The organism is Arthrobacter sp. 05T442, from assembly GCF_056395945.1.
This window is the reverse complement of sequence record NZ_JBFTKM010000004.1, coordinates 96,354-118,352: the sequence shown is the minus strand read 5'-3', so window position 1 is coordinate 118,352 and position 21,999 is coordinate 96,354. Positions and strand designations below refer to the sequence as shown.

Below are 21,999 nucleotides of genomic sequence, written 5' to 3'. Positions count from 1 at the left end.
GGAATTGTTATTGGTGAGGCGGCTCGGCCTGGAGGCCGGACGCGGCCTCCCATACATCCGGTGCGAAAATCCGCTCCATAGTACTGGCCTCCCCGATCGGCCGGCGAATTGCCTGCCGATGGGATTAGCGTAAGCCTCCGACGCCACATTCCGGGCCCATTTTCCGGCGATTCTTGTTACCTCACCGTGAACTCCGCGTGAACGGCTCAGGCGCCGAACCGGCGCTGCCTGCCCGCATAGTCACGCAGGGCGCGCAGGAAGTCCACTTTGCGGAACGCAGGCCAGAGGGCCTCGCAGAAGTAGAACTCGCTGTAGGCGCTTTGCCACATCAGGAACCCGGACAGCCGCTGCTCCCCCGAGGTGCGGATCACGAGGTCCGGATCGGGCTGGCCACGCGTGTAGAGGAACCTGGAGATGTCATCCACGGTGAGCTCGTCAGCCAGCTTCCCGATGTCCGAGCCGCGGGCGACGGCGTCGTGCAGCAGTTCCCGGACGGCGTCGACGATCTCGCGCCGTCCCCCGTAGCCGACGGCGACATTCACGTGGATCTTCTCCCGGGCAGGTGTGCGGGCGGTGAGCTTGTTCAGCCGCTCGGCCAGATAGTCCGGCAGCAGTTCCGGGGCGCCCATGGCGTGCACCGAAATGTTGGCGTCGTCGTCCAGCCGGTCCAGGGTGTTGGCGATGATGCCCATGAGGAGATCGAGCTCCTCCCCCGAGCGGTTCATGTTGTCCGTGGAGAGCATGTAGAGCGTGACGACCTTGACGCCGAGCTCCTGGCACCAGCCGAGGAACTCGTGGATTTTGTCGGCGCCGGCCTGGTGCCCCTGGCTTGTGGGGGCGTTGAACTGGCGGGCCCAGCGCCGGTTGCCATCCACCATGACGCCGATATGACGCGGGATGCGCGCAGGGTCCAGGGAGCGCTGGATCCTGCGCTCGTAGAAGCCGTAGAGGAATCCGGGCAATTCCATCCGGAGATTCACCTGGCTTCCTTGAGGTACTTTGCGCAGTGCAGATCCTAGGCTACCTGCCGGAGGGCGGAGCACGTGCACGGCTGGAACGATTCTAGTAGGGTCGCTTGTTACTCCTGAGTAACCTACCGGAGCGTAGGTTATTATGGCGGAATGGAAAGCAACACTCCTGAGCCCCGGCCGGAGCAGCCCACGGCCCGTGGAAACCGAGCGATGGACGATGCCGCGGTCCGGATCGCCGAACTCCTGATGATCAAGCCCAAGTGGCGCGGCTGGATCCATACCGTGACGGCGCCGCTCGCTTTGGCGGCCGGCCTGGTGCTTGTAATCCTGGCCCCGACGCCGGACCTAAAGCTCGCCTCCGCCATCTACGGCCTGACCGGGGTGCTGCTGTTCGGCGTGAGCGCCGTCTACCACCGCGGGAACTGGTCGCCGCGCGTGAAGGTCGTGCTGAAGCGGCTGGACCACACGAACATCATGCTGGTCATCGCCGGCAGCTATACGCCCCTCGCCTGGGCGCTCCTGGAGCGGCCCAAGGCCGTCCTGCTGTTGTGGGTGATCTGGTGCGGGGCCATCCTGGGAGTGCTCTTCCGGGTGCTCTGGACCCATGCGCCGCGCCTGCTCTACGTGCCGATCTACATTGCCCTGGGATGCGGGGCACTGTTCTACCTGCCGGACTTCTTCGCCGCGAGTGTTCCCGCTGCCGTGCTGATCTGCGTCGGCGGCGCGCTTTACATCGCCGGTGCGGTCTTCTATGCCCTGAAGAAACCGAACTTCAGTTACAAGCACTTCGGTTTCCATGAACTGTTCCACGCGTTTACGGTCCTGGCCTTCGCAGCGCACTTCATCGCGATTGCCATCGCTGTCCTGGGCTGAGCCTGCCGGCATAGTGCGGCTGCCCGTGCGGATTCTCCCAACCTTTGAGACAGCGACGCCGGGAGGGAGGGTCAGCCGGGACGTCCGGCGGCAATGAGCTCCGGCAGGTCCCGCATGTCGTGGAACACGGTGGTACCCGGGCCAGACAGCCGCCCGGCCGGGGTTACCCCGCCGGCATAGGCGAAGACGTGCATCCCGGCCGCCCGCGCCGCCTGAACACCGTAGGCGCTGTCCTCGATGACGGCGCACCGCGCCGGGTGAGTGCCGAGCCGGTCCGCCGCGTGCAAAAACAGGTCCGGCGCCGGCTTGCCGTTCGGCACTTCCGTGGCGCTGAAGATCCGCCCTTCGAACCGGTCCAGCAGTCCGGTCTGCCCGAGGGTCCGCTGCATCTTCGCGTGGCTGCCGCTTGAGGCAACGCAGTGCGGAAGCCCGAGCCGGTCCAGGGCTTCCACGATGCCGTCGACGGCCACGAGGTCACGCTCGAACGCCTGCCGGTACCACGGCTCGTATTTGCCGTCCCAGCCCTCGGCCAGCTCGATCCCCAGTTGCTGTTCGACCGTGGCGATGAAATTCGCCTCGCTCTTGCCCACGAAGCGTTCCACGATTTCTTCCAGTTCGAGCTCCCAGCCCAGGTCCGCGAGCACCAGCTGGTCCACCCGCACGGCGATCACCTCGGAATCGACGAGGACGCCGTCACAGTCGAACACCACGAGTTCGAAGCCGCCCCGGAAAGTCATTCCGCCATGGTAGCGAGGCGTTCGCGCATTTTCGCGGCAGAACCCACCGGAAGATCGCAGACCATGCCGCGGCACAGGTAGACCAGCGCAGTTCCGTCCGGAGCTGCCTCGCGCCCGCGCAGGAGCGGCACCTGCGTCAGCCCGGTGTCCTCCCGGAGGGCCGCGTCCTGGACCGCAATCACGAGCCCGGGGCTCGGAGACAGCAGCAGTTCCCGGTGCAGTGCAGCGCGCTGCGGTGTGTCCGCGCCAACGACGGCGGCTTCCACCGGGCCGGCGAGTGCCGCCTGCGCCGTGGCGAGCAGCCAGCCTGCCACCCGGGGTGCGCGGACTGCCAGGGGCGGCAGCACGGCGAAAATGTTGCCGGCCAGGGCGCGGTGTTCGCTGGAGCCGGAGAGGGCCGAGTACGCCAGCAGCACGCCTGCGAAGGCTGCGGCGCCGCTGGGGGCGGCGTTATCGAAGGGGTCAAGGGAGGCACGCCCGCCCTGGGCATTGAACACCTGCGCCGACGCGCCCTCCGTGTCCCTCAGGACTCCTTCGGTCACGAACCGTCCGCAGGCCGCCTGCACGACGGCCTCGGCCAGCAGGTACCAGCGTGTGCGCGCGGAAACGGCGTAGAGCGAAAGCAGCCCTTCGGCGCAGAAGGCGTAGTCCTCCAGCAACCCCCCGATCCCCCGAGCCACTCCGGCATGGGACACCCGCACGAGTGTCCCGGGTTCCGGACCGGAACCCGGCTGCCAGTGCACGCGCTCCAGGTATTCGGCAATCCGTTCAGCGGCAGCCAGCAGGTCCGGCCGCTCCAGCACGGCGGCAGCTTCGGCCAGCGCAGCTAAGGCCAGCCCGTTCCAGCCGGCTACGACCTTGTCATCGCGGGCAGGCTGCGGCCGTGCGGCACGGGCTTCGAGGAGTACGGGCCGCACCCTGCGCCAGAGTGCAGCTTCCGCATCACTGAGCGTCCGGCCCGGGTGCATGGGGGATCCGTCGGCGGAGACGGTGCCTGCGGCCTGCACGTTCATGAGCCGTGCCACCGCGGGGCCGTCCGCGGGCCCCAGCAGGCGCGCGAGCTCTCCGGGGGTCCACAGGTAGCTGGCTCCTTCGGAGCTGACGCCATCCACCACGGTGTCGGCGTCCAGGGACGAGGCGAGGGCATCAGGCCCGGCGTCCGGCTGACGTGCAGCGTCCGTCCGGCCGACCTGGCCCGCGCGGGATGCCGGGTCCGCCGTCAGCCCCAGCGAGGCAAGCAGCCAGTCGGCAGTACGTCCGGCGACCTCAGCGGCTTCCTCCGCCGGGTACTCCGCCGTGCCGCCAAGCCGGACCCAGTGGACGTAGACGCGCAGCAGTTGCGCGTTGTCGTAGAGCATTTTCTCGAAGTGCGGCACGGACCAGTCCCGGGTCACCGAATAGCGGGCAAAGCCGCCGTCGAGCTGGTCGAAAAGTGCCGAGCGGGACATTGCCGCGAGAGTGCGACCCGCCATGTCGCGGGCGGCCTCCGCCGTGCCCGGGGCCCTAGTGCCAGTGGTTGCAGTACCAGCGGTCACCGTGCCAGTGGTCGCAGTGTCCGGGGCCACGGCCTTTGACCCAGCAGCTGCGTGCCGGATGAGGAATTCCAGGACCGCCGAGGGCGGGAATTTCGGCGCGGCCCCAAAGCCGCCGCCGGCCGGGTCTTCGGACCGTGCCAGCGCGCGCACGGCCTCCTCGAGCAGTGCGGCGTCGACGGGTTCCGGTGGCCCGTCCAGGTGCACGGCCGCAGCGGACGCAGCCGCGGCAAGGCCACGGGCGAGCCTGTCGGCGTTCGCTTCGACTGCTCCGCGGCGGTCCTCCCAGGCCTCGCGCACGGCCTCCAGGACCTGGCGGAAGGAGGGCCTTCCTGGCATGGGCCGCGGCGGGAAGTAGGTGCCGGCGTGGAACGCGCGTCCGTCGGGCAGCAGGAAGACGGACATCGGCCAGCCGCCTTCGCCGCTGATCGCCTGGGTGGCGGCCATGTAGACGGCGTCGACGTCCGGGCGCTCTTCCCTGTCCACTTTGACGGCGACGAAGTTGGCGTTCAGGTAATCGGCCGTGCCCTGGTCCTCGAACGATTCGTGGGCCATCACGTGGCACCAGTGACAGGCCGCATAGCCGATCGAAACGAAGACCGGAACGTCCCGTGCGGCGGCAGCGGCGAAGGCCTCGTCCCCGAACGGGCGCCAGTGGACGGGGTTGTGGGCATGCTGCCGGAGATAGGCAGAGGGTTCCCCCGCCAGTGCGTTGGCTGCCCCGGGGAAGTCCCCGAAGGGACCGCGCCTAGCGGGTTCCGGGTCCCGCATCGCCGTTGGCTTCCGGACGGGGTGCGCCACCGCCGGCAGGACGCGCGGTCCCCTCGGCGCTGTCCTCGGTGCCGGCGTCGGTCCCGGCCACATCAGCGGCCCCGCGCTCTTCTTCCACCTGGGCACGGTACCGGACCCGGCGGATACGCCGGACCATGTCCACGATCAGGAGTGCTGTCAGGATCACGATGAAGGCGGTCAGTACGAAGCCCAGAAGGCCCGGCGTGACCTGGTCTTCGGACAGTCCTGGCCGCAGCGACGGCGTCGGGGTCGGCGCCGGGGATGTTGCCAGGGCGATGAGCAAGGAATGCACGGTGGGAACCTTCTGTGGGAACTGATGCGGGCCCCGGTTGCGAGGATCGACGTGTGGGGTCGACGGCAGGGCTACTTCTGGTGGCGCTTTGTGAAGGGATTTCTGTGGAGGTCTTCTGCCGGGAGGCTTCTACACGACATAGAAACGCCCTGTCTGGACTATCTTAGCCCGGCAAAGAGATCCTTCTCGGGGAGTTCCGTAGGGATCCGGGACTGGATGAGGGAGTAGTCCTCCCAAGGCCAGACCCGGCGCTGCATGGCTGGGGACACCGCGAAGAAGAAGCCTTCCGGATCCACCTGCGTGCGGTGCGACCTCAGCGCATCGTCGCGGGCTTCAAAGAAGTCGCCGCTATCGATCTGGGTGGTGGTGGGGTGCGTCGGTGCTGGTGGCGTGTGCCCCTCCGCGTCCGCCTCAAGCCAAGCTGCCAGGCGCTCGGCGTACGGGGACTGCAGGCCGGCTTCCTCCAGTGCGAAGTGGAGCGCGCGGAAGCGGTCGGGGCTGAAGGCACGGTCGTAATACAGCTTGCTGGGCTGCCAGGCTTCGCCGGTGCCCTGGTACCGGGCGGGATCGCCGGCAGCTTCGAAGGCTTCAACGGCCACCCGGTGCGCCATGATGTGGTCCGGGTGCGGATAACCGCCGTTCTCGTCGTAGCTCAAGATCACCTGCGGCTTGAAGGACCGGACCAACCGGACCAGGGGTGCGGCGGCCCGTTCCAGGGGCTGCACGGCGAAGGAACCGGCAGGAAGCGGCGGCAGGGGATCGCCTTCGGGCAACCCCGAGTCGACGAATCCCAGCCAGCGCTGGCGCACGCCAAGGACCTTGGCCGCGTTGTCCATTTCCAGCCGGCGGGCGCCTGCCATGTCGCGTTTGGGGTGCGGCTGGTGCTCCATCGCAGGGTTCTGGATGTCGCCGCGGGAACCGTCCGTGCACGTGGCCACGAGGACGTCCACGCCCGCGGCGGCGTACATGGCCATCGTGGCGGCGCCCTTGCTGGATTCGTCGTCGGGATGAGCATGAACAGCCAACAGTCGAAGCGGTGCTGACGGGTTGGGGGACGCTGTCATCGTGGGACGGCTCCTCTTTCTGCTGTACGTGTTTGCTGTACGAGTCTGGACGGGCGGATCTGGCGCTGCCTCCGCGGGGCTGACCGTCGGCGCGGATAATTCCGCGCCTGATCCACACTAAACTGGAGTGGTGACTTCCGAGGATCAGCCTGCCGCGCCGGCATCTACCAGCCTAGCCAATCGTTACGGCGGTCAAAAGCCTGCACTGACCCGCAAAGCCAAACGCAACATCCTCATTGCCGCCCTCGCGGTCGGCATCGCACTGCTGGCGTGGGTCTCGACGTCGTCGGCAACGGCCAGTGTCAGCTCCAAGGACATCGGCTACAGCACCCCGGACGCCACCCTGACGCAAATCGACTTCCAGGTCACGAAGGATCCGGCCGCGGACGCCAAGTGCGCGGTCAAGGCCCTGGACGCAAAGTTCGCCATAGTCGGCTGGAAAGTCGTCGACATCGGGCCCAACGGGTCCGACGCCGGCCAGGACGGCGGACGCACCACCAGCCACCGGGCGGTGCTCCATACGGAGTCCCAAGCCGTTTCCGGCGTCGTGGACAACTGCTGGATTCCCGACACCGCCAAGTAGCCCGGCACCCAGGGCCCGGTGTAACACGGTGTGATCCACGCCGCAGTGTTCTTTGGTTTATCCACAGGATTGACTACAATGGATCAATACCTTTCCCCCGCTGAGCTGGTTACTGAGTCATAAAAGTGGCCACCGTGGCGGGGTCTTTGCTTGTATGACCACCAAAAGGAGAAGTCCGTGTCTACCACCAACAGCGCAACTGCAGCTTGGCTTACCCAGGAAGCTTTTGACCGCCTGAAGGCAGAGCTGGACCACCTTTCCGGCCCCGGCCGGGCGGATATCGTCCAGAAGATCGAAGCTGCGCGCCAGGAGGGCGACCTCAAGGAGAACGGCGGCTACCACGCCGCCAAGGAGGAACAGGGCAAGATCGAGGCCCGCATCCGCCAGCTCACCGCACTGCTCCGCGACGCCCACGTGGGCGAGGCCCCGGCAGACGACGGCATCGTGGAGCCCGGCATGATCGTGGTGGCCAAGATCGCCGGCGACGAAGAGACGTTCCTGCTCGGCTCCCGCGAGATCGCCGGAGACTCGGACCTGGATGTCTTCAGCGAAAAGTCCCCCCTGGGAGCGGCCATCGTCGGCCACAAGGAGGGCGACAAGCTCAGCTACACCGCCCCGAACGGCAAGGACATCACGGTCGAGATCATGTCCGCCAAGCCTTACGCCGGCTAGCACCGGCCCGGACGTAACTTACGACGCCGGCCCTCCCCCTCGCGGGAGGGCCGGCGTCGTTTGTCGTTTTCGGCGGGAGGTGGGCAGCCCGGCGCTATGGGCGCAGCGACCCGGGCCGCCGGGCGCTATGGGTGCAGTGCCCGGGCCCGCCGGGTGCTGAGGAACAGGGCCGCGAGGACACCGCCGATCGCACCGCCCAGGTGCGCCTGCCAGGACACGAAGCTTGCCACCGCCGGCAGCATGCCGAAGAGGATGCCGCCGTAGGCCAGGAACAGCACCACGGACAGCAGGATCTGCCGCCAGCTCCGGTTCACGAAGCCGCGTACCAGCAGGAAGGCGAAGAGCCCGAACACCAGCCCGGAAGCGCCCACGGTGATGTTTACCCCGATCAGCCACACCGCCACCCCGGACCCGAGCCAGCTTGTGGCCAGGGCAATGACAAAGATCCTCAGCCCGGACAGGAGCACGAGGAACCCGAAGATTAACAGCGGCAGTGTGTTGGAGGCCAAATGGGCCAGGCTGGCATGCAGCAGCGGGAAAGTCAGGATGTCGAGGATCCCGTCGAGGCGGCGCGGACGCAGGCCGAACATGCCGTTCAGCGCATGGAACATGAGCGTGTTGACGATCTCGATCACGTAGAGCAGCGCCACGAAAGTGCCCACCACCACCAGTCCCCCGCGGGCACGGGCAGCCGTCGTGCCGCCCGTGCCGGGACGTCCGTCGCGGGGCGCGTCCAGCACCACGGCCGCTAGTGCACCACGATCGGCTGGAAGCCCTCGGCCCGGAGGGCGGCGAGGACCTGCTCGCAGTGCTCGTGGCCTTTGGTTTCCAGGTTCACTGTGATGGAGACGTCGCCCATGCTGATGGAACCGCCGACCCGGGTGTGGTCCAGCCCGGTGACGTTGGCGTCGTTTTCGGCGATGATCCGGGCGATCGTGGCCAGCGAGCCCGGGCGGTCATCGAGCATCATCCGGACCGTCATGTAGCGGCCCGCGGCGGAGAGGCCCCGCTGGATGACTTTGAGCATCAGCATGGGGTCGATGTTGCCGCCGGAGAGGACCACCGCAACGGTTCCCGGGTTCTCGATCTTGCCTTCCATGAGCGCCGCCACGCCGACGGCACCGGCGGGTTCGACCACCATCTTGGCGCGTTCGAGCAGGAAGATCAGCGCCCGGGCCAGGGCGTCTTCGCTGACGGTAACGACGTCGTCGACCAGTTCGCGGATGATGCTGAAGGGCAGCTGCCCGGGCCGGCCGACGGCAATGCCGTCCGCCATCGTGGAGACGCGCTTGAGCGGGACCAGGGCGTCGGCGGCGAGCGACGGCGGGTAGGCAGCCGCGTTTTCGGCCTGCACACCGATGATGCGGATTTCGCGGCCGAGTTCCTTGGCCCGGGCCTTGACGGCCACGGCGACGCCGGCCAGCAGCCCGCCGCCACCGACACCCATCAGGATGGTGTCGACGTCGGGGACTTGTTCGAGGATCTCCAGCCCGACGGTGCCCTGGCCGGCGACGACGTCGACGTCGTCGAACGGATGGACAAAGACGGCGCCGGTTTCATCGGCGTAGCGTTTGGCCTCGGCAAGGGCTTCGTCGACATTGTGCCCGTGCAGCACCACCTCGGCGCCGTGGCTGCGGGTCGCGGCGAGCTTGGGCAAGGCAACGCCCAGCGGCATGTAGATGCGGGCCTTGATGCCAAGGCTCTTCGCCGCGACGGCCACACCCTGGGCGTGGTTGCCGGCCGATGCCGCGACGACGCCGCGCCGCTTCTCCGAGTCGGAGAGTTTCGCCATCCGGACATAGGCGCCGCGGACCTTGAAGGAGCCGGCGCGTTGCAGGTTTTCGCATTTGAGGAAGACCTCGCCGCCGACCATGCTGCCCAGGGCGCGGGAGGATTCGACAGGCGTCCGCGTAATAATCCCGTCGAGCAGCTTCTGCGCCTCCAGGACATCGTCCAGCGTGACGGGCAGGCTCTCGATCGTATTCACGAACTGTTCTCCTTCTGAAGGATCAGGCTCCGGTGTCCCGTCCGGCATCGCTGCCCGGGACACCGCTGGTGGGTGCGGCGCCCGCGCGGCCGGGGGTTCCATCCGGCAGGTGGACGTCCTGGAAGGTGGTGTCAGTGCCGGTCTCCCCAGGCGCAGGAGTGCTTTGGCCCGCGGTTGCCAGCACTTCATCATGTTCCCACGTTCTGGCGGCAATGTAGCGAATCGACGAGTTTGCTACGGCGAGGAGCGGGACCGAGAAGAGGGCACCCGGGATTCCGGCCAGGTAGGAGCCCGCCGCGACGGACAGGATCACGGCCACGGGATGCAGGGCGACGGCCCTTCCCATGACGAGCGGTTGCAGGATGTGGCTTTCCAGCTGCTGGACGGCCAGCACGATCGCCAGCATGATCAGGGCACTGACGGGACCGTTGGCGACGAGCGCCAGGAGCACCGCGACCGCGCCGGTCACGAGGGCGCCGACGACCGGGATGAAGGAACCGATGAAGACAAGGACACCGAGCGGCAGGGCGAGCGGTACACCGATGATGGCGGCGCCGGCGCCGATTCCGAGCGCGTCCACAAACGCCACGAACATCTGGATCCGCGCGTAGCTGACCATCGAGGTCCACCCGCGGCGTCCGGCGCCGTCGGCCGCGAGCCGCGCCTTGCGGGGCAGGAGCCGGACGATGAAAGCCCAGATCCTGTCACCTTCGAGCAGGAAGAAGATCAGCACGAACAAGGCCAGGACCAGCCCGGCGGCGAAGTGGCCGGCCGTGCTCCCGAAGGTCAGTGCCCCGCTGAGGATGCTGCTGCTGTTGTTCTGCAGCGCCGCGGTGCCGTCCTGGATGTACTTATCGATCTGGTCAGCGGTCAGGTGCAGCGGGCCCTCGGACAGCCACGCCTGCACCTGCTGGACCCCGGTGAGCGCTTGGGACCACAGCTCGCCGAACCCGGCGGTAAGCTGCCGGCCCACAAGCGCCAGCGCGCCGGCAATCACGCCAATGAAGCCAAGCACGGTCAGTGCGACGGCGGGCCCGTTCGGTACCCGCCGGCGCCTCATCCACTGCGTCACGGGGCTGAGGAGTCCCGCCAGGAGGGCGGCCACCATGACAGGGATGATGAGGAAGCTGACCCTGCCCAGCAGCCACAGCAGCGCGCCGCCCACCACCAGGATGAGCCCGATCCGCCAGGCCCAGGACGCCGCGATGCGCACGCCGTAGGGAATGTCCTGGTCCAGCTCCCGGTCCGTCCGGCCGCTCGGGCGGGCGGAGACATCGGGGCGGGTGGGCGTGGCGTCCTCAGCTGGCGTCATGGGCCCATAATTCCGCAGCGGCGACACAATGGGAAACCGGCCGGCGCGGATAGGCCGGTCCAGCCGGGGCCGGCCGGGCCCGGCCCGGCAGGCGAATGGGAATCCAATCGGTTGCCGGGTCAGTCCAGCTAGCTGTCCCGGCCGGCCAGGGAAGCGCTGATCCCCCAGTTGATGGAGAACTGCTCCCCCGGCGGCAGCCAGCGGAGGCCGTCGCCGCTGTTGAAGGCATTGGCGGGTCCGGTCATGGGCTCGATCGCCACCGCCTTGGGCCGGCCCGGGAACTTCGTCGTGACAAAGACGTGAACGTAGGTGCAGTTCTCGTCCTGCCAGAGGCTCACGCTCCGGCCGTCCGCTGAGCTCAGCGTGTGCCGGGACACGCCGCCGTCAAACTGCAGGTCCGTGTATGCGGAGTCGATGTCGAGCCCGCGGACCGTCCGGCCGCCACGCAGGTCGAAGTCGCCGCTGACCGGTTCGCTGCTCCGCGGGATGAGCCGGGTGTCTGTCACGAGCCGGGTACCGGCCCCGACGGTGACTGTGAGATCTTCGCTGGGCACTTCGCCCAGGCGCAGGTAAGGGTGGGAGCCGAGCACGAACGGGGCAGCATCCTGGGAATCGTTGATGAGGGTCTGCCGCACGTCCAGCCCCAGATCCTCGGCCAGTTCGTACCGGACCCGGTGGCGCAGCAGGAACGGATAGCCGTGCTGGGGGAAAACGGCCGCTTCGAGGGTGACCGAGAATTCGTCTTCGTCCACGAGTTCGTAGCCCGTGTTGCGCAGGAGCCCGTGGCTGGCGTTGTTCCGGGAGACTTCGGTGATGTCGAGCTGCTGTTTCTTGCCGTTCAGGTACCAGATGCCGTCCTCGACCCGGTTGGCCCACGGAGCCAGGGTGATCCCGGTGGCGCCGGGCGGGATTTCCGCATCGCCATAGCTCTCGGTCAGCTGAGTGCCGCCGCGGCTGTACCAACGGAGGCCGGCGGCCAGCCCGGTGACGACGGCGAGCGCGTCACCGCGCCGTAACTCGTACTGCCGGCCGGACGCGTAGCGCCGCTCGGAGGCGCCGGGACCGGGGTCGGGGGAAGGGAAAGAGCTGGCATCCATGGGCACCACCGTACAGACCCGCGCCGCAAGCCGTATACCTTGGACCCATGAACCGCATCAGCGCAGGACGCCCGGCATGACCATCCCCCTGGGCACCAAGGAACTGGCCGCCAAATTTGCGGGCGTCTTCGGCGCCGCGCCCGACGGCGTCTGGCAGGCGCCGGGCCGGGTCAACCTGATCGGCGAGCACACTGACTACAACGAAGGCTTCGTTCTCCCGTTCGCCATCGACCGGACCGCCCGCGTGGCGGTCCGTGTCCGGCCGGATACGACCCTCCGTCTCCTGTCCACGTTCGGCAACCAGGGGCTGACGACGGCGGATGCCGCGTCCCTGGACCGGGCAACCGCCCGGGGATGGACCAAATATCCGCTCGGCGTCGTTTGGGCGCTGCAGCAGCGCGGCCTCCATGTCCCGGGCCTGGACCTCCTCCTGGACTCCGACGTGCCCCGCGGCGCCGGCCTGTCCTCTTCCCATGCGATTGAGTGCGCCGTCATTTCGGCACTGAACGACCTCACGGCGGCCGGACTTGGCGCCCGGGACATGGTCCTGGCCACGCAGCGGGCCGAGAACGACTTCGTCGGCGCCCCCACGGGCATCATGGACCAGTCCGCGTCGCTGCGCGCCACGGCCGGCCACGCGGTCTTCCTCGACTGCAGGGACCACAGCATCCGACTCGTGCCGTTCGACGCCGAGGGCGCCGGGCTGGTGCTGCTGGTGATCGACACCAAGGTCTCCCACTCCCACGCCAACGGCGGCTACGCCTCCCGGCGGGAATCGTGCGAGCTCGGCGCCGAAGTCCTCGGCGTGGCCGCCCTGCGCGACGTCGGAATGGAAGACCTCGAAGAGGCCAGCGGCCTCCTGGACCCGGTGACCTTCCGCCGGGTCCGTCACGTCGTCACGGAAAACGACCGCGTGCTCCAGACAGTGGAACTCCTCGAGGCCTCCGGCCCGGGCGCCATCGGCCCCCTGCTCGATGCCTCCCACGCCTCGATGCGGGACGATTTCGAGATCTCCTGCCCTGAACTGGACCTGGCGGTGGACAGCGCCCGGTCGGCCGGGGCCGTCGGGGCGCGGATGACCGGCGGCGGTTTCGGCGGCTCCGCGATCGCCCTGGCCCCGGTGGGCGCGGAACAGCAGGTGCGCTCCGGCGTCGGGCGCGCCTTCGCCGCCGCCGGGTACGCCGCGCCCGAGATCTTCAGCGTCCGCCCCGCGGCGGGAGCCATGCGGCTGGCATAGCCCGGGCCCAGGCCGGGCTGCACCCGGAACCGGGCGCACAGAAAAGGGCCCCGCCTTCGGCAGGGCCCTCGCCTTCCGGAGTGTCCCGGACGTTGTCAGTTGCGGCTCGGCCGGCTCAGTCGTCGCCGCGAAGGATCGCAAGCAGCCGGATGATCTCGACGTAGAGCCACACCAGGGTGACCGTGAGGCCGAAGGCGGCGGTCCAGGAGAACCGCTGCGGGGCTCCGTTGCGGACGCCGGCCTCGATGCTGGTGAAGTCCATGATGAGGGAGAACGCAGCCAGGCCGATCGCCAGCAGGCCGATGAAGACGCCCAGCGGAATGCCGAAAATGTGCACGCTGGTGCGCAGGCCGAACGGCGAATCGACGGCGCCGGTCCACATCATGACCATGTTGATGAGGGCGAAGACGGCGTAGCCGATCAGGGCGATCATGAAGAAACGCATGGCCTTGGGCGAGGCGCGCACCTTGCCGCTCTTGAAGAGGACGAGGGTGACGGCAAAGACGGAGAGCGTGCCGATGACCGCCTGAAGGCCGACGCCCGGGTACAGGCCATCCAGGATCCGGGTCAGCCCGCCGAGGAACAGGCCCTCGAGCGCGGCGTACGCCAGGATCAACACCGGCGAGGGCTGCTTCTTGAAGGTGTTGACCATGGCGAGGACAAAGCCGCCCAGTGCGCCCACGAGCATCAGCATCATGGCCAGGCCCTGCGCGACGACCAACGTCACGGCCGCGCCCGCCATGAGTACGCCGAGGCAGGCTGCGGTCTTGACGATAACGTCGTCGAAAGTCATACGGCCGGTGTCAGCCGGGCCGGCGGCCGGCCGGTTGTACATCTCCTGGAGCTGCTCCTGGGTCATCCCCTGCTGCGGTGCCGCCCAGCCGCCCTGGCCGTCCATCACCTGGCCGGGAGCGCGGCCCGGGAACTGGCCGGACTGTCCGGGGCCGAACGGCCCCTGGCCGTAGGTGTTCTGGCCGTACGGGACCTGCCCGAACCCGGCCTGCCGGGCAGGCGGTGCCTGGGTGGCTCCACGGAAATTCCTTCCGTTGAAGATCGGGTTTCCGCCATGTGCCATTGCGGGTGTCCTCCATATATAGGGGGTGGGTGATGACCTCTGGATAGCGATTGAGGAGCGATCAGTACTCTCACGCTATCAACTCCCACGGTCCGGAGGCGGAGATGGTTCCTGCCCGGGACCGGCCGCAACGCAACCGTGATCTGCCGGGCGGCGGATTCCCGCCCGGAACGCGCGCCGCAGCTGGCTGCTGGAGCGCTGTCGCAGTCCTGCGGCCGGCCCCTGCAGCGGCTGAGAGTTTGGGAACACCCGGGATCAACAAAAGTTTTCCCAGCCAAGGGCAGGCGCGGTGCGCCGCAGGTCACGCGGTTGTTACGCGATCGCGACGTTCTCCCTGCTCGCAGCGGCATTCTTTGCCCGTCCCGGGCTGTAACATGGGCCACACAGGGTGACGAACATCACAAGCTTTTCGCTCCACCGCATCGCAACACCCCTCGTCCCCTGACCGTTCGCAGCGGTTGCAAAGGCGCAACCCAGACCATCCCCACGTGGAGGTTTTCAATTTGAGAAGCACACCGAGAGGCCCGTCGCCGAGACGGCGCGGCAGACTGGCGAAAGCTGTGGGGGCTGTATTCGCCACCGTCGCCGCGCTCCTGCTCGTCGTCGCCCCGGCATCCCAGGCCACGACCCCGTCGCCGACACCATCCCCGTCGAGCACCCAGTTCGCGAACAGCATCAGCGGCTTCCTGCGCGGCGACGACCGCGCCCCGATCGCTGACGTGACCATCACCGCCAAAAGCGGGGACTTCACCGGAACCGCCAAATCGGCTGCCAACGGTTCATGGACCATCGGCGTCCCCACGCAGGGAACGTACGAGGTCAAGCTGGATGAATCCACGCTTCCGCAAGGAATCAAGCTTGCCGAGGGCCAGGAAAATCCCCGTAAGGTCACGTTCAGCCAGACCTCCAACCTCTCGGTGATCTTCGCCTTCGGCAAAGGCATCGTAATCCAGCAGCAGGACTTCGGCCAGAACCTGCTCAACCGGCTCGTGGCCGGCCTGAGCTTCGGGCTGCTGCTCGCCCTCGCCTCCGTGGGGTTGTCGCTGATCTTCGGCACGACCGGCCTGACCAACTTCGCCCACGGCGAGATGGTCACCCTGGGTGCCGTTCTTGTCTTCGCGTTCAACGCCATGCACCTGCCCTTCTGGCTCGCCATCGTGCTGGCCCTGCTCGGCGGAGGACTGTTCGGCTACGTCCAGGACGCCGGCCTGTGGAAGCCGCTGCGGCGCCGCGGAACGGGCCTGGTCCCGATGATGATCGTCAGTATCGGCCTCGCACTGGCCGTCCGCTACGTGATCCAGTTCTACTTCGGGGGCGCCACCCAGCAACTGCCGTTCGCGCAGAGCGCGGAAATCCAGATCGGGCCGGTATCGATCTCGCCCAACAACCTCTGGTCGCTTGTGATCAGCGCGGTCGTCATCGCCCTGATCGGCATCGTCCTGCTCAAGACCCGCCTGGGCAAGGCCACCCGCGCGGTGGCTGACAACCCGGCCCTGGCCGCCGCCTCCGGCATCGACGTCGACTCCGTCATCCGGATCGTGTGGATCACCGGCGGCATGCTGGCCTCCCTCGGCGGCATCCTGTGGGCGTACTACCGTCCCGGCGTCACGTTCGACATGGGCTCGCAGATCCTGCTGCTCATCTTCGCCGGCGTCACCCTGGGCGGCCTCGGCACGGTCTTCGGCGCCCTGATCGGATCCGTCATCGTCGGCATCTTCGTGGAGCTGACCACCGTGTTCGGCCTCGCCGCCGACCTCAAATATGTGGGAGCGCTGTTCATCATGATTGTTGTCCTCTTGTTCCGTCCCCAGGGCATTTTGGGCCGCCGCGAGCGCGTGGGTTAGGAGATAGCCATGGACTTCGGATTCATTCTTTCAAGCGCTGCGGGCGAACTATTCAGCCCGACGACGGCGGCCTACGCCCTCGCCGCCCTGGGCCTCGCCGTCCACTTCGGCTACTCGGGCCTGCTCAACTTCGGCCAGGCCGGCTTCATGGCGGTGGGGGCCTACGGCTTCGCCATCTCCACGCTGACCTTCAAGGTCCCGTTCTTCGTCGGCCTGCTTATCGCCGTCGTCTGTTCGGCCATTTTCGCCATGCTGCTGGGTATCCCGACCCTCCGCCTGCGGGCCGACTATCTGGCCATCGTGACGATTGCGGCTGCCGAAATCGTCCGCTACATCGTCACAACGAACCAGCTGACCTCGGTGACCGGCTCGGCCAACGGCCTGGCCGCGTTCGAGGGCGACTTCTACGCCATGAACCCGTTTCCCGCAGGTTCATACCTGGGCATGAACAACAGGGACTTCTTCATCCGGGTTGTCGGCTGGGCCGTCGTCATCATCTGCTGCACCCTGGTGTGGCTGCTGATGCGCAGCCCGTGGGGCCGGGTCCTCAAAGGCATCCGCGAGGACGAGAACGCCGTCCGCTCGCTCGGCAAGAACGTCTACGCCTACAAGATGCAGGCCCTGATCATCGGCGGCGTCCTCGGCGCCCTCGCAGGCATGGTCTTCACCCTCCCCCGCGGCGCCGTGCAGCCGGCGAACTACGGCACCGAACTGACGTTCTTCCTCTACACCTGCCTGCTGCTGGGCGGTCTTGGCACGGTGCTCGGTCCGGTCGTCGGCGCCATGATCTTCTGGGTCGTGCTCTCACTGACCCAAGGCATCCTGTACGGCCTGATTGAATCCGGTGCCGTCACGTGGCTGAATACGGTCCAGGCCGGACAGCTGCGCTACATCCTGGTAGGCGTCGCGCTGATGCTTTTGATGATCTTCAGGCCCCAGGGAGTCTTCGGCAATAAGAAGGAGCTGGCGTTCGCATGAGCGAAAAGTCAACAGAAGAAGACATCAACTACATGACGGACTCCCGTCCGATCGCCGCCGGCGAGGTCGCTCCCGGCTGCAAGAAGCGGGATCCCATCGTGGTGGCGGAAAACGTGACCCGCAGCTTCGGCGGCATCAACGCCGTCGACGTCGAATACCTGGAGATCCCGCGGCACAAGATCACGGCGCTGATCGGCCCCAACGGTGCCGGCAAGACCACGCTGTTCAACCTGCTCACGGGCTTCGATACACCCAACTCGGGCAAATGGCAGTTCGAGGGCCAGAGCATCGCCGGCGTCTCCTCCTACAAGGTGGCCCGCATGGGCATGGTGCGCACCTTCCAGCTCACCAAGGTCATGGGCAAGCTCACGGTCATGGAAAACATGCGGCTCGGCGCGTCCCACCAGCCCGGCGAGCGGCTGTCCAAGGCCTTGTTCAAGGGCATGTGGGGCGGCCGCGAGAAGCAGATCACGGACGAGGCCAACGTGCTGCTGGAGAAGTTCAAGCTGGACACCAAGAAGGATGACTACGCGGCGTCGCTCTCCGGCGGCCAGCGCAAGTTGCTGGAAATGGCGAGGTCCCTCATGGTGCGGCCGAAACTGGTCATGCTCGACGAGCCCATGGCTGGCGTCAACCCGGCGCTGACGCAGTCGCTTCTGGACCACATCAAGAACCTCAAGGCCGAGGGCATGACCGTGCTGTTCGTCGAGCACGACATGCACATGGTCCGCCACATCGCCGACTGGGTCGTGGTGATGGCCGAAGGCAAGATCGTCGCCGAAGGCCCGCCCGCAGAGGTCATGAAGAACCCGGCCGTGATCGACGCCTACCTCGGCGCCCACCACGACGTCGATCTTGGCGACTCCGAAGGCATCAAGGAACTCGCAGCCGAACTGGAAGCGGACGAGGAGTCGATCGTCGGCACGGAGAACGCCGGCATCATCTCCGCCGACGTTCTCACCACGGAGGCGAAGGAGCCGGAGCCGAACGGGACGACGCACGGCCGCCGCAGCGCGGAGGAGCCGAACCGCGGCGGCCTGCCGAGCCATACAGAGAAGGACACAGAATGAGCGCCACCAGCGCGGCACCCGCCGCAATGCCCGTGCACGATGAGGATTCGGTGGTCAAAGTCACCGACCTGGTGGCCGGTTACATCCCCGGGGTCAATATCCTCAACGGCTGCAGCATCGAAGCCCGCAAAGGCGAACTGATCGGCATCATCGGCCCCAACGGAGCCGGCAAGTCCACGCTGCTGAAGGCGATGTTCGGCCTGGTCAAGGTCCACTCCGGATCAGTTGTGGTCCGCGGGCAGAACATCACGGGGCTCAAGGCCAACAAGCTCGTCAGCCGCGGCGTGGGTTTTGTCCCGCAGACCAACAACGTCTTTGCGGCCCTGACCATCGAAGAGAACCTGCAGATGGGCATGTTCCAGCGGCCCAAGGATTTCTCCGAGCGGTTCGACTTCGTGACCAGCCTGTTCCCCGAGCTCGCCAAGAGGCGCGCCCAGCGTGCAGGCTCGCTCTCCGGCGGGGAGCGCCAGATGGTGGCGATGGGCCGGGCCCTCATGATGGATCCGGCCGTGCTGCTGCTCGACGAGCCCTCCGCAGGCCTCTCCCCCGTCAAACAGGACGAGACCTTCCTGCGGGTTCACGAGATCAACCGGGCCGGCGTCTCAGTGATCATGGTGGAGCAGAACGCACGCCGCTGCCTTCAGATCTGTGACCGCGGCTATGTCCTCGACCAGGGCAAGGACGCGTACACGGGCACCGGCCGGGAGCTCATGAAGGACCCCAAGGTCATCCAGCTGTATCTGGGTACCCTGGCCGACGAGGACTAGCATCCCCTACCTCCTGGAAGGGCCGTCACCAGCCGGTGGCGGCCCTTCTGCGTGCCTGGGGGGGGCGTCTGGCTGGGCTTCCGGGCCTCTGGCAACATTCCGGTTGGCTCCACCCGCACGCCGCAACCCGAGCTCCCTTTCCGCACCGGTTCCGGACCAGCGCCCCTCGGATCCGCGTAGCCCTCGTCCGATTCCGTAGCGCCCAGCGGGTTCCACACCGCCGCCTGGTTCCGCGCTCCGGGCTCCGCATGGACCCCTCCCCTGCACGCAAGAGACCCCCGTCCGGCTGGACGGGGGTCTCCTGTGCGTCGTTGGGAAGCGGCCTTACAGCTTGCCGAATTCTTCCTTTACGGGCTTGTAGGTGTTGTCATCCTGGAACTGGTAGATGCCGATGTAGGCTTCCGTCGGGTCCCCGGCGTCGGAGAAAGTTACGGGACCGGACTGGCCGTCGTAGTCGATGTCCTTGCCGTTGCGCAGGAGGGTGACACAGGACGGGAAGTCGTTGCACTTTTCGCCACCTTCGGAAACGTCCTTCAGGTGTGCAGCGATATCGGTGCCCTTGGTGCTCTTGGCTTCCTCGGCTGCCAGCGCGATCAGGTTCACTGCGTCGTAGGACTCGCCGGAGTAGCTGTAGTCCTTCAGTGCCGGATCAATGGCCAGGAGCTTCTTCTTGAAGTCATCCTTGGCGAAGGTGCCGGGGATGGTGCCTTCGGCGCCCTTCAGGGTGCCCGGCTGGAAGTCCTTGCTGTAGTCGGACATGTTGCCGTCCACCATGAACATCTGGGTGGGCTTGACACCCTTGCCCGTCATGAGCGGCACGATGCTCTTAGCCTGGTCAAAGGTGATCAGGGCAATGGCGTCCGGCTTGGCTGCGAGGACCTTGTCCACCTGGCTGCTGAACTGGGAGTCGCCTTCGTTGAAGAGCTCCTGGGCAACGACCTTGCCGCCGGCTGCTTCAAATGCGGCCTGCACGTTCTTCGCAAGACCGGTTCCGTAGGCATCGTTCAAGACGATCATGCCGACGGTCTGAGCGCCACAGGTCGCCATGTAGTTGCCGAGGACCTTGCCCTGGAGCACATCCGAGGGAGCAGTGCGCCAGTAAAGGCCCTTGTCATCCCACGTGGTGAAGTCCGGCGAGGTGTTGGCCGGGGAGAACTGGACCACGCCGGCGCCGGTGATCTGGTTGATGACCGTCTTTGACACGCCTGAGGATGCGGCACCGACGATGGCGCTGACGCCCTGGCCCAGCAATGCGGTGGTGGACTGGGTGGCGATGTCCGTCTTGGTGTCACCGGAGTCGCGGTGGATGACCTCGACAGGCTTGCCGAGCACGCCGCCGGCATCATTGACTTCCTTGATGCCCAGGTTGACACCCGCGATTTCGGGCGGGCCGAGGAATGCCAGGGATCCGGTGGTCGGCAGGAGCGAGCCAATCTTCAGGGGCGTGGGGGTGGTGGTGGATGATGCGGGCACGGATCCGCCGGCGCCGGCCGCAGTGCTGGCTCCGGCGGTAGCGCTGGGGGCCGGGCAGGAGATGCCGGCGGCCTTGGCGGAAGCGGACCCGGTCGACGTCGGGGTGGACGTACCGCCACAAGCCGTAGCCAGAAGGGCGACGCCGATGCTAAGCGCTGTGAGCTTAGCTATGCGCGGCGCCACCTGGGGGAGTGAAGTCATGAAGAATCTCCTCGATCTAAAGGTGCGAACGGCCTTTGACGCGAAAGATCAGGTGTTCCTGATTTAACTTCAAGCTAATGCAATTTCGGCCCGAACATAAGTGACTAGGGTCACATCCTTATAACACTCGTTGCATAGAGGAAATCTGCCAGGAGCGGCGGGCGGCGTTACGGTCATCACGCGAGGAGGCGGAAGGCGCGGAGAAGGCTCCGGACGGCCCCGCAAGGTGGCCGTCCGTGCCCTTGGACCCGCCCTGTGCCCCAGGTGGGACTCGAACCCACAACACGCGGATTTTAAGTCCGCTGCCTCTGCCAATTGGGCTACTGGGGCGCCCGGTCAATGGTATCCCGTCCGGGGCCCGCTATCAGTGCGTGAACGGTGCTGCGTAACGGAAGGTCCCGCTGACGCCTCCGGGCCAGACGGCCAGCGGCAGAAGCTGGAAATGGCCTCCCCACGCAGCATCCGGTGACTCCACGCCAAGGGACGTGGAGGGTACGAATCCGAAGCGGGAATAGAACTCCGGGCTGCCCAGCAGGGCGATGCCCCGCTCCCCCGCGGCGTTGGCGCGGGCCACGGTTTCGTTCATGAGCGCCGTACCGATCCCGTGCCGCTGGAGCCGCGGCAGGACCCCGATTGGGCCAAGGCCCAAGAGTTCCAGGTCCCCTACCCGCCCGCGGGTGCTGATGACATGGCCGACGATCTCGCCGTCGAGCTCCGCGACGATGCTGAACTCCGGCAGGTAGTCCTCGCAGTCGAAGAGGCTGTTCAGCAGTCCGACCTCCTCCGGCTCCCCCTCGACCGGCAGCCCTGTCACGGGTGACACGGTAAAGGCAGCGCCGGTAAGTGCCAGGACGGCCGGGCGGTCTGCGGGTTGTTCGCTGCGCATCGTGAGCGCAGGCGCGGACCGCTGCTGCCCGCTGTCTTCCACCAGTTCGTGCAAGACCTCAAGGGCCCGCTCGGCGTCCGCCACGGGCACCAGCAGGTGGTCATGATGGAAGCCGGCCAGGACGTTGCAGCTGATTTTCGCCTCAGTCAGGGCGGCGCTGACGGCGGCCGTCAGGCCCACGGCTTCCAGCGAGGAATGCACCTCAAGCGTGATCCAGGCCGCGACAAAGTCGTACGACAGCCCGAGGCCGTCCGCATCAGCCCGCGGCATCACTACCGTCAGCCCCTCGGCCTCGCGGACGGCCGCCGCGATCCCGCCCGCCAGGGGCTTGCCATGGGGCCAGAGCACGTAGACGAACTCGCCGTCGCGACGCACGGGGTGCATGGTTGCCAGCAACGTGCGGAGGTCTTTTTCACCAGTCATCCAGCCAGTCTAGGCGCGGTTCCGCCCGCCACGGCCCCGCCACCGCCCGGCCACCGGCCGGAACGCGGCCGGGTTCCGGCCGCGCTCACGCGTGCGTGCGGGTCCGCGAACGGCAACGGCGGCCGCTCCCCCG

General features: G+C 67.1%; 20 protein-coding genes and 1 tRNA gene. 8 read left to right on the top strand and 13 right to left on the bottom strand.

From position 1 onward, the window contains the following. Positions 1–206: 206 nt before the first annotated feature. Positions 207–968, bottom strand: coding sequence for an isoprenyl transferase (locus AC1DES_RS06590; RefSeq protein ID WP_476894997.1), 762 nt, complete (start codon positions 966–968; stop codon positions 207–209). A 213-nt stretch (positions 969–1,181) separates the two neighbouring features. Between AC1DES_RS06590 and trhA the strand changes: the two genes are divergently transcribed. After that, on the top strand, positions 1,182–1,844 hold the full coding sequence (gene trhA / locus AC1DES_RS06585) for a PAQR family membrane homeostasis protein TrhA (RefSeq protein ID WP_476894996.1): 663 nt from the start codon (positions 1,182–1,184) through the stop codon (positions 1,842–1,844). Positions 1,845–1,915: 71 nt separating this feature from the next. Here the strand turns inward: trhA and AC1DES_RS06580 are convergent, their stop codons facing one another. The 4 genes from AC1DES_RS06580 to mca form a co-directional block, all read right to left on the bottom strand. Next, entirely contained in the window at positions 1,916–2,581 is a 666-nt protein-coding gene (locus AC1DES_RS06580) for an HAD family hydrolase (protein WP_476894886.1), read from the bottom strand. Then, a complete protein-coding gene (locus AC1DES_RS06575; protein ID WP_476894885.1) occupies positions 2,578–4,884 on the bottom strand; it encodes a thioredoxin domain-containing protein in 2,307 nt (768 codons plus the stop codon). Before AC1DES_RS06575 ends, AC1DES_RS06580 begins: the two co-directional genes overlap by 4 nt. After that, positions 4,862–5,197, bottom strand: a complete 336-nt coding sequence (locus AC1DES_RS06570; protein ID WP_476894884.1) for a hypothetical protein — start codon at positions 5,195–5,197, stop codon at positions 4,862–4,864. Before AC1DES_RS06570 ends, AC1DES_RS06575 begins: the two co-directional genes overlap by 23 nt. A 158-nt stretch (positions 5,198–5,355) precedes the next feature. Continuing rightward, on the bottom strand, positions 5,356–6,261 hold the full coding sequence (gene mca / locus AC1DES_RS06565) for a mycothiol conjugate amidase Mca (protein ID WP_476894883.1): 906 nt from the start codon (positions 6,259–6,261) through the stop codon (positions 5,356–5,358). 130 nt (positions 6,262–6,391) lie between these two features. Here mca and AC1DES_RS06560 point away from each other — a divergent pair, with 130 nt between their 5' ends. Further along, the gene (locus AC1DES_RS06560; protein ID WP_476894882.1) at positions 6,392–6,844 is read left to right on the top strand and encodes a DUF4307 domain-containing protein; all 453 of its coding nucleotides are present in this window, start codon (positions 6,392–6,394) and stop codon (positions 6,842–6,844) included. Between the two features lie 177 nt (positions 6,845–7,021). Continuing rightward, the gene (greA, locus tag AC1DES_RS06555) at positions 7,022–7,516 is read left to right on the top strand and encodes a transcription elongation factor GreA (protein ID WP_476894881.1); all 495 of its coding nucleotides are present in this window, start codon (positions 7,022–7,024) and stop codon (positions 7,514–7,516) included. Between the two features lie 125 nt (positions 7,517–7,641). Here the strand turns inward: greA and AC1DES_RS06550 are convergent, their stop codons facing one another. From AC1DES_RS06550 to AC1DES_RS06535, 4 genes are all read right to left on the bottom strand, one after another. Beyond that, on the bottom strand, positions 7,642–8,259 hold the full coding sequence (locus AC1DES_RS06550; protein ID WP_476894880.1) for a rhomboid family intramembrane serine protease: 618 nt from the start codon (positions 8,257–8,259) through the stop codon (positions 7,642–7,644). A 5-nt stretch (positions 8,260–8,264) separates the two neighbouring features. Further along, positions 8,265–9,503 carry a threonine ammonia-lyase gene (ilvA, locus tag AC1DES_RS06545; protein ID WP_476894879.1) on the bottom strand — a complete coding sequence of 413 codons (1,239 nt, stop codon included), beginning with the start codon at positions 9,501–9,503 and terminating at the stop codon, positions 8,265–8,267. A 22-nt stretch (positions 9,504–9,525) separates the two neighbouring features. Beyond that, positions 9,526–10,815: an AI-2E family transporter gene (locus AC1DES_RS06540; protein ID WP_476894878.1), complete on the bottom strand. Its 1,290-nt coding sequence runs from the start codon at positions 10,813–10,815 to the stop codon at positions 9,526–9,528. Positions 10,816–10,943: 128 nt separating this feature from the next. After that, on the bottom strand, positions 10,944–11,912 hold the full coding sequence (locus AC1DES_RS06535) for an aldose 1-epimerase family protein (protein WP_476894877.1): 969 nt from the start codon (positions 11,910–11,912) through the stop codon (positions 10,944–10,946). 76 nt (positions 11,913–11,988) lie between these two features. Between AC1DES_RS06535 and galK the strand changes: the two genes are divergently transcribed. Continuing rightward, positions 11,989–13,149 carry a galactokinase gene (galK, locus tag AC1DES_RS06530; RefSeq protein ID WP_476894876.1) on the top strand — a complete coding sequence of 387 codons (1,161 nt, stop codon included), beginning with the start codon at positions 11,989–11,991 and terminating at the stop codon, positions 13,147–13,149. A gap of 115 nt (positions 13,150–13,264) precedes the next feature. Here the strand turns inward: galK and AC1DES_RS06525 are convergent, their stop codons facing one another. Further along, complete coding sequence (locus AC1DES_RS06525) at positions 13,265–14,224, bottom strand: Bax inhibitor-1/YccA family protein (protein WP_476894875.1); 960 nt, start codon at positions 14,222–14,224, stop codon at positions 13,265–13,267. A 560-nt stretch (positions 14,225–14,784) separates the two neighbouring features. Between AC1DES_RS06525 and AC1DES_RS06520 the strand changes: the two genes are divergently transcribed. Genes AC1DES_RS06520 through AC1DES_RS06505 form a run of 4 tightly spaced genes read left to right on the top strand, consistent with a single transcriptional unit; the run spans position 14,785 to position 18,883 of the window. Then, positions 14,785–16,068: a branched-chain amino acid ABC transporter permease gene (locus AC1DES_RS06520; protein WP_476894874.1), complete on the top strand. Its 1,284-nt coding sequence runs from the start codon at positions 14,785–14,787 to the stop codon at positions 16,066–16,068. 9 nt (positions 16,069–16,077) lie between these two features. After that, positions 16,078–17,046, top strand: coding sequence for a branched-chain amino acid ABC transporter permease (locus tag AC1DES_RS06515; protein ID WP_476894873.1), 969 nt, complete (start codon positions 16,078–16,080; stop codon positions 17,044–17,046). Next, positions 17,043–18,116: an ABC transporter ATP-binding protein gene (locus tag AC1DES_RS06510; protein ID WP_476894872.1), complete on the top strand. Its 1,074-nt coding sequence runs from the start codon at positions 17,043–17,045 to the stop codon at positions 18,114–18,116. Before AC1DES_RS06515 ends, AC1DES_RS06510 begins: the two co-directional genes overlap by 4 nt. After that, positions 18,113–18,883 carry an ABC transporter ATP-binding protein gene (locus tag AC1DES_RS06505; RefSeq protein WP_476894871.1) on the top strand — a complete coding sequence of 257 codons (771 nt, stop codon included), beginning with the start codon at positions 18,113–18,115 and terminating at the stop codon, positions 18,881–18,883. The genes AC1DES_RS06510 and AC1DES_RS06505 overlap by 4 nt, the downstream gene beginning before the upstream one ends. 324 nt (positions 18,884–19,207) lie before the next feature. On the opposite strand, the gene AC1DES_RS06500 is transcribed toward AC1DES_RS06505, so the two are convergent. The 3 genes from AC1DES_RS06500 to AC1DES_RS06490 form a co-directional block, all read right to left on the bottom strand. After that, on the bottom strand, positions 19,208–20,557 hold the full coding sequence (locus tag AC1DES_RS06500; protein WP_476894870.1) for an ABC transporter substrate-binding protein: 1,350 nt from the start codon (positions 20,555–20,557) through the stop codon (positions 19,208–19,210). 256 nt (positions 20,558–20,813) lie between these two features. Beyond that, positions 20,814–20,887 (bottom strand) — tRNA-Leu (locus AC1DES_RS06495). 34 nt (positions 20,888–20,921) lie between these two features. Beyond that, positions 20,922–21,866, bottom strand: a complete 945-nt coding sequence (locus AC1DES_RS06490) for an N-acetyltransferase (RefSeq protein WP_476894869.1) — start codon at positions 21,864–21,866, stop codon at positions 20,922–20,924. Positions 21,867–21,999 lie beyond the last annotated feature (133 nt).

Bases quoted from the DNA above. Each gene is read 5' to 3' on its own strand.
- AC1DES_RS06500 (WP_476894870.1), bottom strand. From the start codon at position 20,557: ATGACTTCACTCCCCCAGGTGGCGCCGCGCATAGCTAAGCTCACAGCG.
- galK (WP_476894876.1), top strand. From the start codon at position 11,989: ATGACCATCCCCCTGGGCACCAAGGAACTGGCCGCCAAATTTGCGGGC.
- AC1DES_RS06535 (WP_476894877.1), bottom strand. From the start codon at position 11,912: ATGGATGCCAGCTCTTTCCCTTCCCCCGACCCCGGTCCCGGCGCCTCC.
- AC1DES_RS06540 (WP_476894878.1), bottom strand. From the start codon at position 10,815: ATGACGCCAGCTGAGGACGCCACGCCCACCCGCCCCGATGTCTCCGCC.
- AC1DES_RS06590 (WP_476894997.1), bottom strand. From the start codon at position 968: ATGGAATTGCCCGGATTCCTCTACGGCTTCTACGAGCGCAGGATCCAG.
- AC1DES_RS06580 (WP_476894886.1), bottom strand. From the start codon at position 2,581: ATGACTTTCCGGGGCGGCTTCGAACTCGTGGTGTTCGACTGTGACGGC.
- trhA (WP_476894996.1), top strand. From the start codon at position 1,182: ATGGACGATGCCGCGGTCCGGATCGCCGAACTCCTGATGATCAAGCCC.
- AC1DES_RS06505 (WP_476894871.1), top strand. From the start codon at position 18,113: ATGAGCGCCACCAGCGCGGCACCCGCCGCAATGCCCGTGCACGATGAG.
- AC1DES_RS06515 (WP_476894873.1), top strand. From the start codon at position 16,078: ATGGACTTCGGATTCATTCTTTCAAGCGCTGCGGGCGAACTATTCAGC.
- AC1DES_RS06575 (WP_476894885.1), bottom strand. From the start codon at position 4,884: ATGCGGGACCCGGAACCCGCTAGGCGCGGTCCCTTCGGGGACTTCCCC.
- AC1DES_RS06490 (WP_476894869.1), bottom strand. From the start codon at position 21,866: ATGACTGGTGAAAAAGACCTCCGCACGTTGCTGGCAACCATGCACCCC.
- AC1DES_RS06525 (WP_476894875.1), bottom strand. From the start codon at position 14,224: ATGGCACATGGCGGAAACCCGATCTTCAACGGAAGGAATTTCCGTGGA.
- AC1DES_RS06510 (WP_476894872.1), top strand. From the start codon at position 17,043: ATGAGCGAAAAGTCAACAGAAGAAGACATCAACTACATGACGGACTCC.
- mca (WP_476894883.1), bottom strand. From the start codon at position 6,261: ATGACAGCGTCCCCCAACCCGTCAGCACCGCTTCGACTGTTGGCTGTT.